The organism is Flavobacterium degerlachei (assembly GCF_900106645.1).
In the GTDB taxonomy this organism is placed as follows: domain Bacteria; phylum Bacteroidota; class Bacteroidia; order Flavobacteriales; family Flavobacteriaceae; genus Flavobacterium; species Flavobacterium degerlachei.
Window position 1 is genome coordinate 491514 of record NZ_FNMV01000001.1, and the last position, 14329, is coordinate 505842.

A 14329-nucleotide genomic window follows, 5' to 3' on the forward strand; every position below is an offset into this window, starting at 1 on the left:
GTTTATATTTGCTTTAAAAAATAATTACTCTATGTACGAATTGATTAAAAATTTACATTCTGGTTGGGCATATTTAGCTCTTTTGTTATTGGTTGTTGCAGTTATTAACTCAGTTATAGGCTTAGTTGGTAAAAAAGAATTTACTGCCAAAGATAGAAAAATAGCGATTTTAGGATTAATAGGAACACATACTCAGTTGCTGATTGGCTTGATATTGTATTTTGTTTCTCCCCTTGGTTTTTCTTCTCTTGGGCAAATGTCTGATAAAGCACTAAGATTAACTTCAATGGAGCACCCATTGATAAATATAATAGCAATTACTCTTATCACGATTGGTTGGTCAAAACATAAAAAATTGACAACATCTGAATCAAAATTCAAAACTTTTTCCATCTTTTATAGCTTGGGATTAGTGCTTATTTTAAGTAGAATTCCATGGTCAATGTGGTTTTAAAATGCGTAAAAGTCCTAGAAATAGGACTTTTTTTTATCTAGGTATGGTTTTTGTTTAAATAGATTTCTAACTAAAAAGTTAATAATGAGAAAATCAATAACAGCCCTTTGTTTATTTGCCATAGTTGCATTGGTGAGTAGTCAAAGCCAAATTATAAATAATCAGAAAACTCCAATTCAAAAAACAGCAGTACCCAAGGACACTGTCAAAAAGACAAAGGTCATAGTACTTCAGCCAGAAATTAAAAAAGACACAATAGAAGAAAAAATGGGGAAACTTGTTCCCTATAAAAAAGGGGCGCATGCCTCTTATTACGCTGATAAATTCCATGGAAGAAGAACAGCTAGTGGTGCGTTATTTGACATGAATAAATATACTGCCGCACATAAAAAATTCCCTTTCGGAACCAAATTAAGAGTTACCAATGAAGCAAATGGAGAGTCGGTAATTGTCGAAGTTACTGATAGAGGACCATTTGTTAGATCAAGAGATATTGACCTTTCTAAAAGAGCATTTATGGAAATTGCAAAGAACAAAGGTGTGGGAGTAATGACGGTAAGTATTGAGGTGTTTACAAAGTAATTCTTACCATTTTTTGTACGGATTTGTACATAAATTTGAATTAAAGTAGCGTTTGTCATTTGTTACCTCTTGTCCAAGCCAGTTTGGTTGTTCAAAAGTTTCTGTTTCTGATTGAAGCTCTATTTCAGCGATAATTAAGCCTTCATTTTCCCCGTAAAACTCGTCGACTTCATAGGTATGTTTGCCTATTTTTACTTCGTATCTAGTTTTGTCGATTACCCCTTTTTCGCATAATAGCAATAAGCTTTTGGCTTCATCAGCTGGAATTTCTTTTTCCCATTCAAAACGCGACATGCCGGTTTCGTTTGTGATTCCCTTTATGGTCAAGTATCCTTTATCGGCCTTTATGCGTACTCGTACGGTACGTTCTGGGACTGAACTTAAATAGCCTTGGGCAATACGGTTTTGTTTAAACGCTGCTGCTTTGAATGTGTCGTTCTTAACTAAAAATTTTCTTTCTATTTCTATCATTTTGTACCAAATTTATTTTTTGGAGCTTTTTCCAGCTCTCCGCTATATCTTTATGTTTTTAAAGAAAAAACACAAAGGATACCGCTTCTATCTGGGCTAGCTGGGTTTTCCAAATGTATCAAAAATTTTAACTCTAGTACGTCTCATTATATATAAAAGGGGTTTAAATTTGTTGCATGCTTAATAGTCTTGAAAATCGCAAAATCATACACATTGACATGGATGCTTTTTATGCTTCTGTGGAGCAAATGGATAATCCTGCTTTACGCGGGAAGCCCGTTGCAGTAGGCGGTTCAGAAAACAGAGGAGTTGTTGCAGCAGCAAGCTATGAGGCTAGAAAATTTGGAGTTCGTAGTGCTATAAGTGGAGTGATGGCTAAAAAGTACTGTCCGGAGCTTATTTTTGTCAAACCAAGGTTTGATAGATATAAAGAGATTTCAAACAAGATTCAGAAAATTTTTCAGGAGTATACAGATTTGGTAGAGCCACTTTCCCTTGACGAGGCTTATCTCGATGTTACCCATAACAAGAAAGGAAATCCAAGTGCTGGTTTATTGGCAGAAGAAATTAGAACTCGCATTTTTAACGAAGTCGGTTTGACGGCCTCAGCAGGAATTTCAATTAATAAATTTGTTGCTAAAATTGCCAGTGATTACAACAAGCCAAATGGCCAGAAAACAGTTAATCCAGACGAAGTGATTGCTTTTTTGGAGGTGTTGCCCATTCGTAAATTTTATGGAGTGGGGAAGGTTACTACTGAAAAGATGTACCAATTAGGCATTTTTACAGGCTTAGATTTAAAAAGTAAGTCACTAGATTTTTTAGAGAAACATTTTGGAAAATCTGGAAATTTCTACTTTAATGTAGTTCGCGGAATCCATAATAGTGAAGTAAAAGCAGATCGAATTACTAAGTCAGTAGCTGCTGAACATACTTTTGATAGCAATCTTTCCTCTGAAATTTTCATGTTAGAAAAATTAGAATGCATTGCGATTTCACTAGAAAAGCGCTTGAATAAACACAAGGTCGCTGGTAAGACAATTACTTTAAAGATCAAATACAGTGATTTTACCCAGCAAACCCGCAGTAAAACAGTTCCATATTTTATTTCAGATAAAGGCCTCGTTTTAGAAATAGTAAAAGAGCTGTTGTATCAAGAGCGATTGAAAGATTCCGTACGACTATTGGGAATTTCGTTAAGTAACCTAAATACCGAGGAGAAAAAAATCGTCGTTGTGCAATTAAAATTTGATTTTTAATTTGATAGAATCATCGTTCAACAAAGGTTAAACCTATAAAATTCTTTCTTTCATTTGGGAAAAAAAATTACATTTGAATTATCTAATTCAAAAAGAAATGAGCAATCTAAAATGTTATGAAGAAGCTATTGTGAAGTATCACAAGGATTTGCGAATTAAAGCTGTTCCTATTCTTTCCTTAGATTTTCATTATCAATTTGTAGAGGAATTAAAGCATTCGTTTACGGACTTGGATAATCTTAAAGAAATGGCATTAAAAAATAAGTGGCAACGTTCCGTAGATTGGAATATTGATTCACCAATAAAAGAGGAAGTAATAATAGTTACAGATGCCAAGTTGACTATCGTTTTTGCTTCGCAAAATATGATAAAAATGAATGGTTATTCGGCGAAAGAAGTTTTAGGTAATAATCCCAAAATGTTTCAAGGTGAGTTAACTGATAGAATTATTTCTAGTGAGATAAATGCTGCAATTCAGTCCCAACAAGCTTTTGAGAAAACGATTATAAATTATAAAAAGAATGGAGATGTTTACGCTTGTCTAATAAAGGCCTATCCTGTTTTTAATATAAAAGGACAACTCAGTCATTATATTGCTTTTGAGAAAGCAGCATAAAAAAACCTTTCCATTTGGAAAGGTTTTTTTAGTATTTTAAAAGTGGTGTTGCATTTAGTTTTTACTATTCAGTTTTGACAATAAGCGTAAAAACTCAATGTACAACCAAACTAAAGTAATCATTAATCCCATAGCGCCATACCATTCCATATATTTTGGCATTTTTTGCTCAGCTCCTTTTTCTATTCTGTCAAAATCTAAGAATAAATTTAAAGCGGCAATTATAATTACAAATACACTAATTCCTATACTCATCATAGAATTACCGTAGTGAACTGGCTGGAAGCTGGTAAACATAGAAACTACCCATGAAATTAGGTAATAAGTGGCGATGGCAAGTGTAGCTGCAACAACGACTGATTTAAATTGCTCAGTTACTTTAATAATTTTGTATTTATACAATCCTAAGCAAACGATAAAAGTGACAAAAGTTGCTCCAACTGCTTGAATTACTATTCCAGGGTACATCGTTTCGAAAATGGCTGAAATTCCACCTATAAATAGACCTTCAAATAAGGCATATCCTGGAGCTAGATAAGGAGATAAATGTGGCTTAAAAGCAGAAATAACCACTAAAATCAAACCTACAATAGCGCCTCCAATTGCGGGAACTAAAGGGTTCATGCCGTTAAAAGTCATCCACCAAATAACCATGGCAGATGCAGTAAGCAATAAAAACAAAAGTATAGTTTTACTGATCGTACCTGACAAGGTCATTTCTTGGTTATAATCTATAATAGTCGCCTGATGCACTTGCTCTTTTTTAGAAGCAGTTGTAGCAGAAAAAGACTTATTATTTAAAAAAGGATTTTGCGATTTGAAATTCATAGATAATGAAATTTAGATTTTTTCAAAGGTAAATTAAAAATAAATGTAGGACAAAAAAATCCGTCTTGTTTAATTACTAAACAAGACGGATTGTGTTTTTGATCAGTTGTGACCTATTCTATTTCTGAAACTCTCATGGTATTTACCATTCCTTTTTCTTTGATTGGCATAGCTGCTAAGTTGATTAAGAAATCACCTTTTGCTACATATCCTCTTTCTTTAACGATTTCATTTATGTCGGTTACCGTATCATCAGTACTTACTACTTTGTCATAGTAATATGATTTTACTCCCCACAATAAACTTAATTGTGTCATGATTCTTTTATTAGATGTAAAAACTAATATATAAGCTGATGGTCTCCAAGCAGAAATTTGGAAAGCAGTATAACCACTATTAGTTAATGTACAAATCGCTTTTGCGTTAATTGCATTTGCCATTAATGCAGCATGGCGACAAATTGTTTTAGTGATAAAACGTTTTGTTTTTATTTGTGGAGTGTTTTGTGGTACTGTGATCAGTGGAGAATCTTCAACCGCTTTAATGATTTGTGTCATTTTTTCGATTACTTGTACAGGGTAGTTACCTGTAGCTGTTTCACCAGAAAGCATTACTGCATCTGCACCATCCATTACTGAGTTAGCAACATCGTTTACTTCAGCTCTTGTAGGAGTTAAACTAGTAATCATTGTCTCCATCATTTGAGTAGCTACAATCACAGGAATTCGAGCCATTTTGGCTTTACGAATCAATTCTTTTTGAACAAGTGGCACTTCATGTGCAGGAAGTTCAACACCTAGATCACCACGGGCAACCATTAATGCATCACAATAAGCAACAATCTTGTCAATATTCTCTAGTGCTTCAGGCATTTCGATTTTTGCTACAATCGGAATTTTATGTTCTGAATGTTCAGCAATCAAATCTTGTAAGTCTTTTAAATCTTGTGGTGTTTTTACAAAAGAAAGTGCAATCCAGTCTACTTTTTGTTCGATTGCAAAAATAGCATCGGCAATATCCTTTTCTGTCATTGCAGGAAGTGATATTTTTGTATTTGGTAGATTAACTCCTTTTTTAGATTTCAATTCACCACCTTGTATAACTCTGGCAATAACTTCTGTTTTCTTGTCTGTTTCAACAATTTCAAAAATTAGTTTACCATCATCTAATAAAATTCTTTCTCCAGGATTAACATCATTTGGAAAGTTTTTATATTTCATGAATACTTTTTGAGCAGTACCAAGTATATCTTCTGCAGTTGTAAACGTAATTAAGTCTCCGTCATTTACTACTACACCTTCCCCCATAACTCCTACGCGAAGTTTTGGTCCTTGTAAATCTCCAAGTATTGCTGTAGTGTATCCAAATTCGTCATTTAGTCCACGAATAATATTGATTTTTTCTTTAACGTCAGAATAATCTGCATGAGAAAAGTTAACCCTAAACACATTTACTCCAGCATCAATCATATCTTTGATGATCTCTCTAGTACTACATGCAGGTCCAAGTGTGGCTACAATTTTTGTTTTTTTGTTTGGAATCATTTGTATTAAAAAATTAAATTGTTTTTTGATTTTATTTGATTCGTATCTACGGTGTATACTGCAGATATGTTATCAATGGTATTTAATATTGTCTTTATTTTTGACACATCTAAAGCGTCATCGGTATTTTCAATTTTTAAAAAATAATCTGCTTTTTTAAATTCTGGTAGCAAGAAAACTTTTGTTGAAATTTCCATGGCTACATTTGAAAATAAATTTTGGAGCGTGTCTTTGTTGTGTTGGGACACTTCATTTTTATTTTGGATCAAATTCCAAGAAATTGCGTTTTCTAGGTCGTAATAATAAAATCTGGAAAAATTTGTTTCTCCTTCTTTTATATTGATTTGAACTTCCTCCTTACTTTTGCTCAAATTTATTGGCAGTTTTTGATTGATGAAATAAGCCAATCGAAAATCTTCTAATGAAGTATGGATCGCAATAAGATTGTAATCTATTTCGTCAAATTCGCCAAGATCCAATTTGTGAATTGCCATTTCATGATAAAGTAAGGTGTAAATATACCAATTCTATCGAAGTAAAAGAGAAGAAAATGTAATGATTTCGTTAATTTATGAACGAAAACGTTGTAGTTTTCAAGGATTTGACATTATTTCTTGTCCATTTTTTCTTGAAATGCAAAATAAGCACGTTGGGATGCTTTTTCTTCCGCTTTCTTTTTTGAAGTCGCTCTTGCTTTTGCTATTACTTTGCCATCGATGCTCAATTTCACCCCAAATAAGCGTTGACCGTCGATTGCGTTGTCTTCAAAAATGTCGTAATGAAATATCTTTTTTTCTTTCTGGCACCATTCGATAACCAAACTTTTATAGCTGATTACCTTTCCTTCTAAGCGGGAAATGTCAACGTAAGGAATGATGACTCTTTTTTGTATGAATTTTTCACAATAAATATAACTCCTGTCAAGGTAAATTGCACCTATCAAAGATTCGAAAATATTACCGTGAATGTTTTCGCCAAAATGTTGTACAGGAACTTTGCTCTCAATAAATCGGATTAAATTTAGATCTTTTCCTAATTCATTTAAGTGTTCTCTGCTGACAATTTTTGAACGCATTTTCGTTAGATAGCCTTCGTCTCCACGTGGAGCTTCTCGAAAGAGGTATGCCGCAATTACAGAGCTCAACATAGCGTCACCTAGAAACTCTAAGCGTTCATAATTGATAATGGTTCCATCCGGATCAACGCGGCTAGAAGAGCGATGTGTAAATGCTTTTCTGTAATGTTCTAAGTTTTTTGGGGCAAACCCTAAAATTGTTTGGATAGCGTCAAAAAAAATCCCGTCTTCTGGAGAACGGGATTTTGTAAATATTTTTCTTAATCTATTCATTTAAATTAGAATTCTAATTTTTTAACCAAAACACAAGCGTTGTGTCCACCAAAACCAAAAGTATTGCTCATTACCACTTTCATGTCTCTCTTTTGAGCAACATTGAATGTGAAGTTTAATTTTGAATCAATATTTTCGTCATCTGTAAAATGATTGATGGTAGGAGGAACAATTCCGTATTTCATCGATAGAATAGCGGATATAGTTTCAACTGCTCCAGCTGCACCAAGTAAGTGACCGGTCATTGATTTTGTAGAGTTCAAGTTCATGGTATAAGCGTGCTCACCAAAAACATGTTCAATCGCTTTAGATTCCGCTAAATCCCCAAGAGGAGTAGAAGTTCCGTGCATATTGACACCATCAACATCAGTTGGTTTTAAACCTGCGTCTCTCAAACAGTTCAGCATTACGTTTTTTGCACCTAATCCCTCAGGATGAGGAGCCGTTATGTGATAGGCATCAGCTGACATACCGCCACCACCAATTTCACAGTATATTTTAGCACCACGTGCAACTGCATGCTCGTATTCTTCAAGAATTAATGCACCTGCACCTTCACCTAGTACAAACCCATCTCTGTCTTTATCCATTGGTCTTGAAGCTGTTTTTGGATCATCATTTCTTGTTGATAGCGCGTGCATAGCATTAAATCCACCCATACCTGCAATAGTTACCGCAGCTTCTGAGCCTCCGGTTACCATTACATCTGCGTGTCCTAATCGAATGTAATTGAATGCGTCTATGATTGCATTTGTAGAAGAAGCACAAGCCGATACGGTGGCGAAGTTGGGACCTCTAAAGCCATATTTAATAGAAATATGACCACAAGCAATATCTGAAATCATTTTTGGAATAAAGAAAGGATTGAATTTTGGAGTACCATCACCAGCAGAATAATTCAACATTTCTATTTGAAAAGTTTCTAAACCACCAATTCCTGATCCCCAGATAACTCCAGCTCTGTCTTTATCTAGTTTTTCAAAATTGAAACCAGCATCATTGATCGCTTCTTCAGATGAAACCATGGCATATTGTGCATAACGGTCCATTTTTCTAGCTTCTTTTCTGTCCAAGAAATCTTCGGCGTTAAAGTTTTTCAATTCGCAAGCAAATTGAGTTTTGAACTTTGAAGCGTCAAAATAAGTTATTGGAGCAGCTCCACTTACGCCGCTGATAAGAGCGTTCCAATATTCCTGAATATTATTTCCAATAGGAGTAAGAGCACCTAAACCCGTAACAACAACTCGTCTTAATACCATAACTTCTTTATTTTGTTATCTTTAAACAAATAAAACCCATGCTTTCTTTGCCGTATTTTTATTACAAAAGAGCCATGGGTATTACAATAAATATCTCTTTGATTGAATTTCAATCTTGAATTTAGTTTTTTTTAAAAAAATAATAACACCCGCATGCATTGATGCAAGCGGGTGCTTAATTTATTATTTTTTAGCTTCTTCGATGTAAGAAATAGCTTGACCAACAGTAGCAATGTTCTCTGCTTGATCGTCTGGAATTTGAATGTCAAATTCTTTTTCGAATTCCATAATAAGCTCAACAGTGTCTAATGAATCAGCCCCTAAATCATTAGTGAAGCTTGCTTCTGTTACAACTTCGTTTTCGTCAACGCCTAATTTGTCTACGATAATCGCTTTTACTCTTGATGCAATGTCTGACATAATCTTTAATTTTAGAATTTAATTGATGGCAAAAATAAAAAACTTTATTTTAAAACAACGAATAAGTTGATAAATGTGATGTCTAATTTATAAAATAAATTTCAACAAAGACTTCGCAATGTTATTTATTTTAAATTTTTATGCCTTTTTTTGCGTAATATAAATTGGATAAATCATGAAAAAAATAGTCGTTTTTGCTTCCGGATCGGGTACAAATGCTGAAAATATCATAAAGCATTTTGCTTCAAATGAAATGGTAACTGTCGAGGCTGTTTTTACAAACAATCCAAATGCTAAAGTTATTGACCGAGCCAAAAATAATGGCGTGCCAACTGAGATTTTTTCTAAAATAGAATTAAATGAAAGTAAAGTATTACAAAAAATCAACCTAATTCAACCAGATTTAATTGTTCTCGCGGGCTTTTTATTGAAATTTCCTGAAAATATTATTGCCGCCTATCCCAATAAAATAATAAATATTCATCCAGCCTTATTGCCTAAATATGGCGGTAAAGGGATGTATGGTATGAATGTGCATAGAGCAATTGTGGATAATAAGGAAGTAGAAACTGGGATTACCATTCATTATGTAAATGAAGATTATGACGAGGGGGGAATAATATTTCAAAAGAAAGTTACGGTTTTAGGAACAGATACGGCAGAAGTAGTAGCTGAAAAAATACATGATCTAGAGCAAAGGTATTTTCCAGAAGTTGTTGAAAAATTGATAACTGAAAATTCAAAATAGTGAAAAGTTACGACGTACATATATATACAGACGGAGCTGCAAAAGGAAACCCAGGAAAAGGCGGCTATGGCGTAGTTATGGAAACTGTAGTTGATGGTAAGACCTATAAAAAAGAGTTTTACGAAGGATTTCGCCTTACTACTAATAATAGAATGGAATTATTGGCAGTGATTGTAGGCTTAGAGAAACTAAAAAATCCAAATACGAGGGTCTTAGTAGTTTCAGATTCTAAATACGTGGTAGATTCAGTTGAAAAAAAATGGGTTTTGGGATGGGAAAAAAAAGGGTTTGCTGATCGTAAAAACTCTGATTTGTGGAAACGTTTTTTAATTATTTATCGAAAGCATAAAGTGGACTTTAAATGGATAAAAGGGCATAATAATCATGTGCAAAATGAAAGATGTGACGAATTAGCGGTTATGGCTTCTATGCAAAAACAACTTTCTGTTGATGAATTTTATGAAAAAGAGGTTAGTAAGTTGCTGTAAGCGGTTTATTTACGGGCTTAGAAATTGGCAAAACTTTACAATTGCTAGTCTTTGCAATTTTATACTTTATAAACTATCTTTGCACCTTAATTCGAATCTCAAATAAATGAATAAATTATTGATTGTTGGAACAGTTGCTTTCGACGCCATTGAAACTCCTTTTGGCAAAACAGATAAAATTTTAGGTGGTGCTGGAACATACATCGGATTGTCCGCCTCTTTTTTTAATTTACAATCGGCTATAGTTTCTGTAGTTGGAGATGATTTTCCACAAGAACATTTAGATTTGTTGACGGAAAGAAATATAGATATTTCTGGTTTAGAAGTGGTTAAGGGTGGGAAAACGTTCTTTTGGAGCGGCCGATATCATAACGACTTAAATACTAGAGATACCCTTGATACGCAATTGAATGTTTTGGCTGATTTCCAACCAAAAGTTCCTGAAAATTATAAAGACGCTGATGTAGTGATGTTAGGAAACTTACATCCATTAGTACAAAGCAGTGTTATTGACCAAATGACAACTAAGCCAAAATTAATTGTTTTAGATACAATGAATTTTTGGATGGATTGTGCCTTGCCAGAATTGATGGAAGTAATAAAACGTGTTGACGTTATCACTATCAATGATGAAGAAGCGAGACAACTTTCAGGAGAATATTCGTTAGTGAAAGCTGCTGCCAAAATTCAAGCAATGGGACCCGAATATGTTGTAATTAAAAAAGGGGAACATGGTGCGCTTTTATTTCATAATAAGGAAGTGTTTTTTGCACCGGCATTACCATTAGAAGAAGTATTTGATCCAACAGGTGCTGGAGATACTTTTGCAGGTGGATTTGCAGGATTTATTACCCAAAGTGAAAATGTTTCATTTGAAAACATGAAAAATGCCATTATATACGGTTCAAATTTAGCCTCATTCTGTGTGGAGAAATTCGGTACAGAAAGAATGGTTGATTTAGATAAAGAAGAAGTTATGTTAAGATTGAAACAATTCAAATCTTTGACACAATTCGAAATAGCATTGTAATGCCTTGAAACCTCGGAAACGGGGTTTTTTTGATTTATAATTAGTAGGGAGTAAAAAGACCATTCCCTTTTTATTTGTAAGAATTTATTTTTAGAAACAACAACACAACAAATAACTACACAATGAGTGATGCGTTACAACATGAATGTGGGATAGCCTTAGTTAGACTTCTTAAACCGCTTGAATTTTACAAAGAGAAGTACGGAACTGCTTTCTACGGGATACAAAAAATGTATCTCCTTATGGAAAAGCAACACAATCGCGGACAAGATGGTGCTGGGTTTGCAAGTATAAAATTAGACATGGAGCCGGGAGAACGTTATATTAGTAGAGTGCGTTCTAATCACGCTCAACCTATTCAAGATGTTTTTGCGCAAATAAATGATAGAATAAATGAAGAAATGGCTTCTCATCCTGAGTATGCCGATGATGTGCCTCTTCAAAAAGAAAAGCTTCCTTATTTAGGAGAATTGTTTCTAGGACATGTTCGTTACGGTACTTTTGGAAAAAACAGTATCGAAAGCGTTCATCCTTTTTTACGTCAGAACAATTGGATGCACAGAAATTTAATTTTGGCAGGAAATTTCAATATGACTAACGTAAAAGAGCTTTTTCAAAGCTTAGTAGAGTTAGGGCAGCATCCAAAAGAAATGGCAGATACTGTTACCGTGATGGAAAAGATTGGACATTTCCTTGATGATGAAGTAACTGATTTGTATCAAGAATGCAAAAATAATGGTTTGACCAAAAGAGAGGCTTCTCCGGTAATTGCAGAAAAACTGGATGTGGCAAAAATTTTAACACGTGCTTCTAAAAATTTAGATGGAGGTTATGCTATGGCAGGACTTCTAGGTCATGGTGATGCTTTTGTTTTTAGAGACCCAGCAGGGATTCGTCCTGCTTACTTCTATCAAGATGATGAAGTTGTGGTGGTAGCTTCAGAAAGACCAGTGATTCAGACCGTATTTAATGTTCCTTTTGAAAAAGTACAGGAAATTGATCCAGGAAATGCATTGATAATTAAGAAGAACGGAAGCGTTTCAATGCAAGAAATTCTTACCCCAACAGTTAAAAAAGCATGTTCTTTTGAGAGAATTTATTTTTCTAGAGGAAGTGATGCTGAAATATATCAAGAGAGAAAAAATTTAGGAAGATTGATTCTGCCTGCTGTCTTGGGTGCTATTGATGAAGATACTGATAATACTGTTTTTTCATACATTCCTAATACTGCAGAGACCTCTTTCTACGGATTGGTTGAAGCAGCACAAGATTTTTTGAACCAAAGAAAAAACAATTACATTCTTAAAAACAGGAATAAATTAACCAAGGAATCTTTACAGGAACTTCTTGCAGTTAAAATACGAACTGAGAAAGTGGCTATTAAAGATGCTAAGCTTAGAACGTTTATTACTGAAGATAGTAGCCGTGACGATTTAGTAGCGCATGTTTATGATGTTACTTATGGTGTAATAAAACCAACAGATAATTTAGTAATCATTGATGATAGTATCGTAAGAGGGACTACCTTGAAGATGAGTATTATCAAAATGATGGACCGTTTGAATCCAAAAAGGATTGTTGTGGTTTCCTCAGCACCTCAAATACGCTACCCGGACTGTTATGGAATTGACATGGCTAAACTAGAAGGTTTAGTTGCGTTTAAAGCGGCATTAGAATTGTTGAAAGAAAGAAATTTGTATCATATTGTCGATGAAGTTTATGCTAAGTGTAAGACACAGGAAAACTTCAAAGATTCTGAAGTGGTAAATTATGTTACAGCAATTTATGAGCCTTTTCAACCTCAAGAGGTTTCTGATAAAATAGCTCAAATGTTGAGTTCTCCTGAAATAAATGCCGAAGTGAAAATTATATTTCAAACGGTAGAAGATTTGCATATTGCTTGTCCGAAAAATTTAGGGGATTGGTACTTTACAGGTGACTACCCAACGCCGGGTGGTAACAGAGTTGTGAACCGAGCATTTATGAATTTTTATGAAGGTAAAGATGCGAGAGCATATTAGAATCGTGAAATTGTGTAATTGAACGGGTTTATGTGTTATTCATCTAAGATATTTGGATAAAATATACATCTGCCATAAATTTGGGAAACCATAAAATTAGTAGGTTAAGTTTATGGTAGATTTGGGGCAAAAAAGGTGGAAGAGATTCCACCTTTTTTATTATACTCAATTTTAAAATTAAAAAAAAGACTTATGAGTTTGGATAATTTTCCAATTTCATGAGTCTTTTTTTTTATTGGTATAGTAGTGCAATCTATATGTTGTGACGCTTGATGATTTACAGCTGATAAATATAGAAGTGCTGTGTTTTGTTTTCTACAAAGGTCAATAGAAATCCTACCTATATATAGTAAGCTTCTTTTTTTTGTATATGGTGTCGCATATTTAATATTTTGCCAAATCTACTCTACCTTATATTAAGGAAGCGAAATTGGCGGCTAGACTTATTGTGATGGTAAATGTTTACAGTTTGTTTTTATGGTAAGCAAATGTTGGAAGTATTATGAATTAATCCACGATACGATGTTGCTTTTCTCGGTCCGAGAAGAAAAGGGAATGAATTCATGAGGTTTGATGGTTCGTTATGGTGGTTGAGTTTGATTTTTCATTCTATAATAAATAGACTTTGTGATTAAGGAGTAGATGGAAATTGAGTTATTTTGCTAATGAGGAAATTTTTTATTTGGGATTAATTTGGTTTTATGGGTCTTTGTTAGATCCCGTATGAGGATTTTGATTTTGTAGCATAGGTTTATAAGAGGCTGTCGTTGGTGAAAATATGTTATGAATTCTGAACTAGTAGCTTTAATAGTGTGGTTGAATTTGGATGTTATGAGTATATTGTTGAGCTGCGGCCGGAGAAGTTGTGGATTACGCAAAAAACTTTCGGTTTCAAAAGTCGGTGTTTCAGTGTCTTAAAGTCAAAGTTAAGAAAACATCAAAAAAAGGCGAATAAAAAGCTTGAATTAGTCAATAAAGGTGGTACTTTTGCACCCGCAACAACGAATAAGTTCTTTAATATATTGAGTAAGTGAAACACGGGAAACCGGGTTTATTTAGAAGAAAAGCAGAAACGAAAGTTTCTTAAAAAACTTTTAAAAAACACTTGCGAGATTAAAAAGAAGTTGTACTTTTGCACCCGCTTCGAGAAACACGCTAAGTGTTGCAACGAGACGATAAACAAGATAAGATACGTTCCTAGACATATTGAATTGACAGCCGTTTTGAAAGAGATTTCAAAACAAAAGAATAAAGAGTAATA

At 34.0% G+C, this 14329-nt stretch carries 15 protein-coding genes; 8 read left to right on the forward strand and 7 right to left on the reverse strand.

Annotated features, from left to right (window positions below):
• Nucleotides 1-31 precede the first annotated feature (31 nt).
• Together BLV91_RS02100 and BLV91_RS02105 are read left to right on the forward strand one after the other, a co-directional pair.
• Complete coding sequence (locus tag BLV91_RS02100; protein WP_091429041.1) at nucleotides 32-454, forward strand: hypothetical protein; 423 nt, start codon at nucleotides 32-34, stop codon at nucleotides 452-454.
• 84 nt (nucleotides 455-538) lie between these two features.
• A complete protein-coding gene (locus tag BLV91_RS02105; RefSeq protein WP_091429044.1) occupies nucleotides 539-1036 on the forward strand; it encodes a septal ring lytic transglycosylase RlpA family protein in 498 nt (165 codons plus the stop codon).
• A gap of 3 nt (nucleotides 1037-1039) precedes the next feature.
• Here the strand turns inward: BLV91_RS02105 and BLV91_RS02110 are convergent, their stop codons facing one another.
• Nucleotides 1040-1507, reverse strand: a complete 468-nt coding sequence (locus BLV91_RS02110) for a CYTH domain-containing protein (RefSeq protein ID WP_091429046.1) — start codon at nucleotides 1505-1507, stop codon at nucleotides 1040-1042.
• A 176-nt stretch (nucleotides 1508-1683) separates the two neighbouring features.
• On the opposite strand from BLV91_RS02110, the gene dinB reads away from it, so the two are divergent.
• On the forward strand, nucleotides 1684-2766 hold the full coding sequence (gene dinB, locus BLV91_RS02115; protein WP_091429047.1) for a DNA polymerase IV: 1083 nt from the start codon (nucleotides 1684-1686) through the stop codon (nucleotides 2764-2766).
• A gap of 97 nt (nucleotides 2767-2863) precedes the next feature.
• Entirely contained in the window at nucleotides 2864-3382 is a 519-nt protein-coding gene (locus tag BLV91_RS02120; RefSeq protein WP_091429049.1) for a PAS domain-containing protein, read from the forward strand.
• A 54-nt stretch (nucleotides 3383-3436) separates the two neighbouring features.
• On the opposite strand, the gene BLV91_RS02125 is transcribed toward BLV91_RS02120, so the two are convergent.
• The 6 genes from BLV91_RS02125 to BLV91_RS02150 form a co-directional block, all read right to left on the reverse strand.
• Nucleotides 3437-4210 carry a Bax inhibitor-1/YccA family protein gene (locus tag BLV91_RS02125; protein ID WP_091429053.1) on the reverse strand — a complete coding sequence of 258 codons (774 nt, stop codon included), beginning with the start codon at nucleotides 4208-4210 and terminating at the stop codon, nucleotides 3437-3439.
• A gap of 113 nt (nucleotides 4211-4323) precedes the next feature.
• The gene (gene pyk / locus BLV91_RS02130) at nucleotides 4324-5754 is read right to left on the reverse strand and encodes a pyruvate kinase (protein WP_091429054.1); all 1431 of its coding nucleotides are present in this window, start codon (nucleotides 5752-5754) and stop codon (nucleotides 4324-4326) included.
• 5 nt (nucleotides 5755-5759) lie between these two features.
• A complete protein-coding gene (locus BLV91_RS02135) occupies nucleotides 5760-6248 on the reverse strand; it encodes an IPExxxVDY family protein (protein ID WP_091429056.1) in 489 nt (162 codons plus the stop codon).
• A 113-nt stretch (nucleotides 6249-6361) separates the two neighbouring features.
• Nucleotides 6362-7102 (reverse strand): ribonuclease III family protein, encoded by a 741-nt coding sequence (locus tag BLV91_RS02140; protein ID WP_091429059.1) that lies wholly within the window; start codon nucleotides 7100-7102, stop codon nucleotides 6362-6364.
• Nucleotides 7103-7107: 5 nt separating this feature from the next.
• Nucleotides 7108-8361: a beta-ketoacyl-ACP synthase II gene (gene fabF / locus BLV91_RS02145; protein ID WP_091429062.1), complete on the reverse strand. Its 1254-nt coding sequence runs from the start codon at nucleotides 8359-8361 to the stop codon at nucleotides 7108-7110.
• Nucleotides 8362-8544: 183 nt separating this feature from the next.
• Nucleotides 8545-8781, reverse strand: coding sequence for an acyl carrier protein (locus BLV91_RS02150; RefSeq protein WP_007137004.1), 237 nt, complete (start codon nucleotides 8779-8781; stop codon nucleotides 8545-8547).
• 175 nt (nucleotides 8782-8956) lie between these two features.
• Between BLV91_RS02150 and purN the strand changes: the two genes are divergently transcribed.
• The 4 genes from purN (at nucleotide 8957) to BLV91_RS02170 (ending at nucleotide 13068) form a co-directional block, all read left to right on the forward strand.
• Nucleotides 8957-9529, forward strand: coding sequence for a phosphoribosylglycinamide formyltransferase (purN, locus tag BLV91_RS02155; RefSeq protein WP_091429064.1), 573 nt, complete (start codon nucleotides 8957-8959; stop codon nucleotides 9527-9529).
• Nucleotides 9529-10017, forward strand: coding sequence for a ribonuclease HI (gene rnhA / locus BLV91_RS02160; protein WP_091429067.1), 489 nt, complete (start codon nucleotides 9529-9531; stop codon nucleotides 10015-10017). Before purN ends, rnhA begins: the two co-directional genes overlap by 1 nt.
• Nucleotides 10018-10123: 106 nt before the next feature.
• Nucleotides 10124-11047 (forward strand): PfkB family carbohydrate kinase, encoded by a 924-nt coding sequence (locus BLV91_RS02165; RefSeq protein ID WP_091429069.1) that lies wholly within the window; start codon nucleotides 10124-10126, stop codon nucleotides 11045-11047.
• A 122-nt stretch (nucleotides 11048-11169) separates the two neighbouring features.
• Nucleotides 11170-13068, forward strand: a complete 1899-nt coding sequence (locus BLV91_RS02170; protein WP_091429072.1) for an amidophosphoribosyltransferase — start codon at nucleotides 11170-11172, stop codon at nucleotides 13066-13068.
• Nucleotides 13069-14329 lie beyond the last annotated feature (1261 nt).

Bases quoted from the DNA above. Each gene is read 5' to 3' on its own strand.
- BLV91_RS02100 (WP_091429041.1), top strand. From the start codon at position 32: ATGTACGAATTGATTAAAAATTTACATTCTGGTTGGGCATATTTAGCT.
- BLV91_RS02105 (WP_091429044.1), top strand. From the start codon at position 539: ATGAGAAAATCAATAACAGCCCTTTGTTTATTTGCCATAGTTGCATTG.
- BLV91_RS02110 (WP_091429046.1), bottom strand. From the start codon at position 1,507: ATGATAGAAATAGAAAGAAAATTTTTAGTTAAGAACGACACATTCAAA.
- dinB (WP_091429047.1), top strand. From the start codon at position 1,684: ATGCTTAATAGTCTTGAAAATCGCAAAATCATACACATTGACATGGAT.
- BLV91_RS02120 (WP_091429049.1), top strand. From the start codon at position 2,864: ATGAGCAATCTAAAATGTTATGAAGAAGCTATTGTGAAGTATCACAAG.
- BLV91_RS02125 (WP_091429053.1), bottom strand. From the start codon at position 4,210: ATGAATTTCAAATCGCAAAATCCTTTTTTAAATAATAAGTCTTTTTCT.
- pyk (WP_091429054.1), bottom strand. From the start codon at position 5,754: ATGATTCCAAACAAAAAAACAAAAATTGTAGCCACACTTGGACCTGCA.
- BLV91_RS02135 (WP_091429056.1), bottom strand. From the start codon at position 6,248: ATGGCAATTCACAAATTGGATCTTGGCGAATTTGACGAAATAGATTAC.
- BLV91_RS02140 (WP_091429059.1), bottom strand. From the start codon at position 7,102: ATGAATAGATTAAGAAAAATATTTACAAAATCCCGTTCTCCAGAAGAC.
- fabF (WP_091429062.1), bottom strand. From the start codon at position 8,361: ATGGTATTAAGACGAGTTGTTGTTACGGGTTTAGGTGCTCTTACTCCT.
- BLV91_RS02150 (WP_007137004.1), bottom strand. From the start codon at position 8,781: ATGTCAGACATTGCATCAAGAGTAAAAGCGATTATCGTAGACAAATTA.
- purN (WP_091429064.1), top strand. From the start codon at position 8,957: ATGAAAAAAATAGTCGTTTTTGCTTCCGGATCGGGTACAAATGCTGAA.
- BLV91_RS02165 (WP_091429069.1), top strand. From the start codon at position 10,124: ATGAATAAATTATTGATTGTTGGAACAGTTGCTTTCGACGCCATTGAA.
- BLV91_RS02170 (WP_091429072.1), top strand. From the start codon at position 11,170: ATGAGTGATGCGTTACAACATGAATGTGGGATAGCCTTAGTTAGACTT.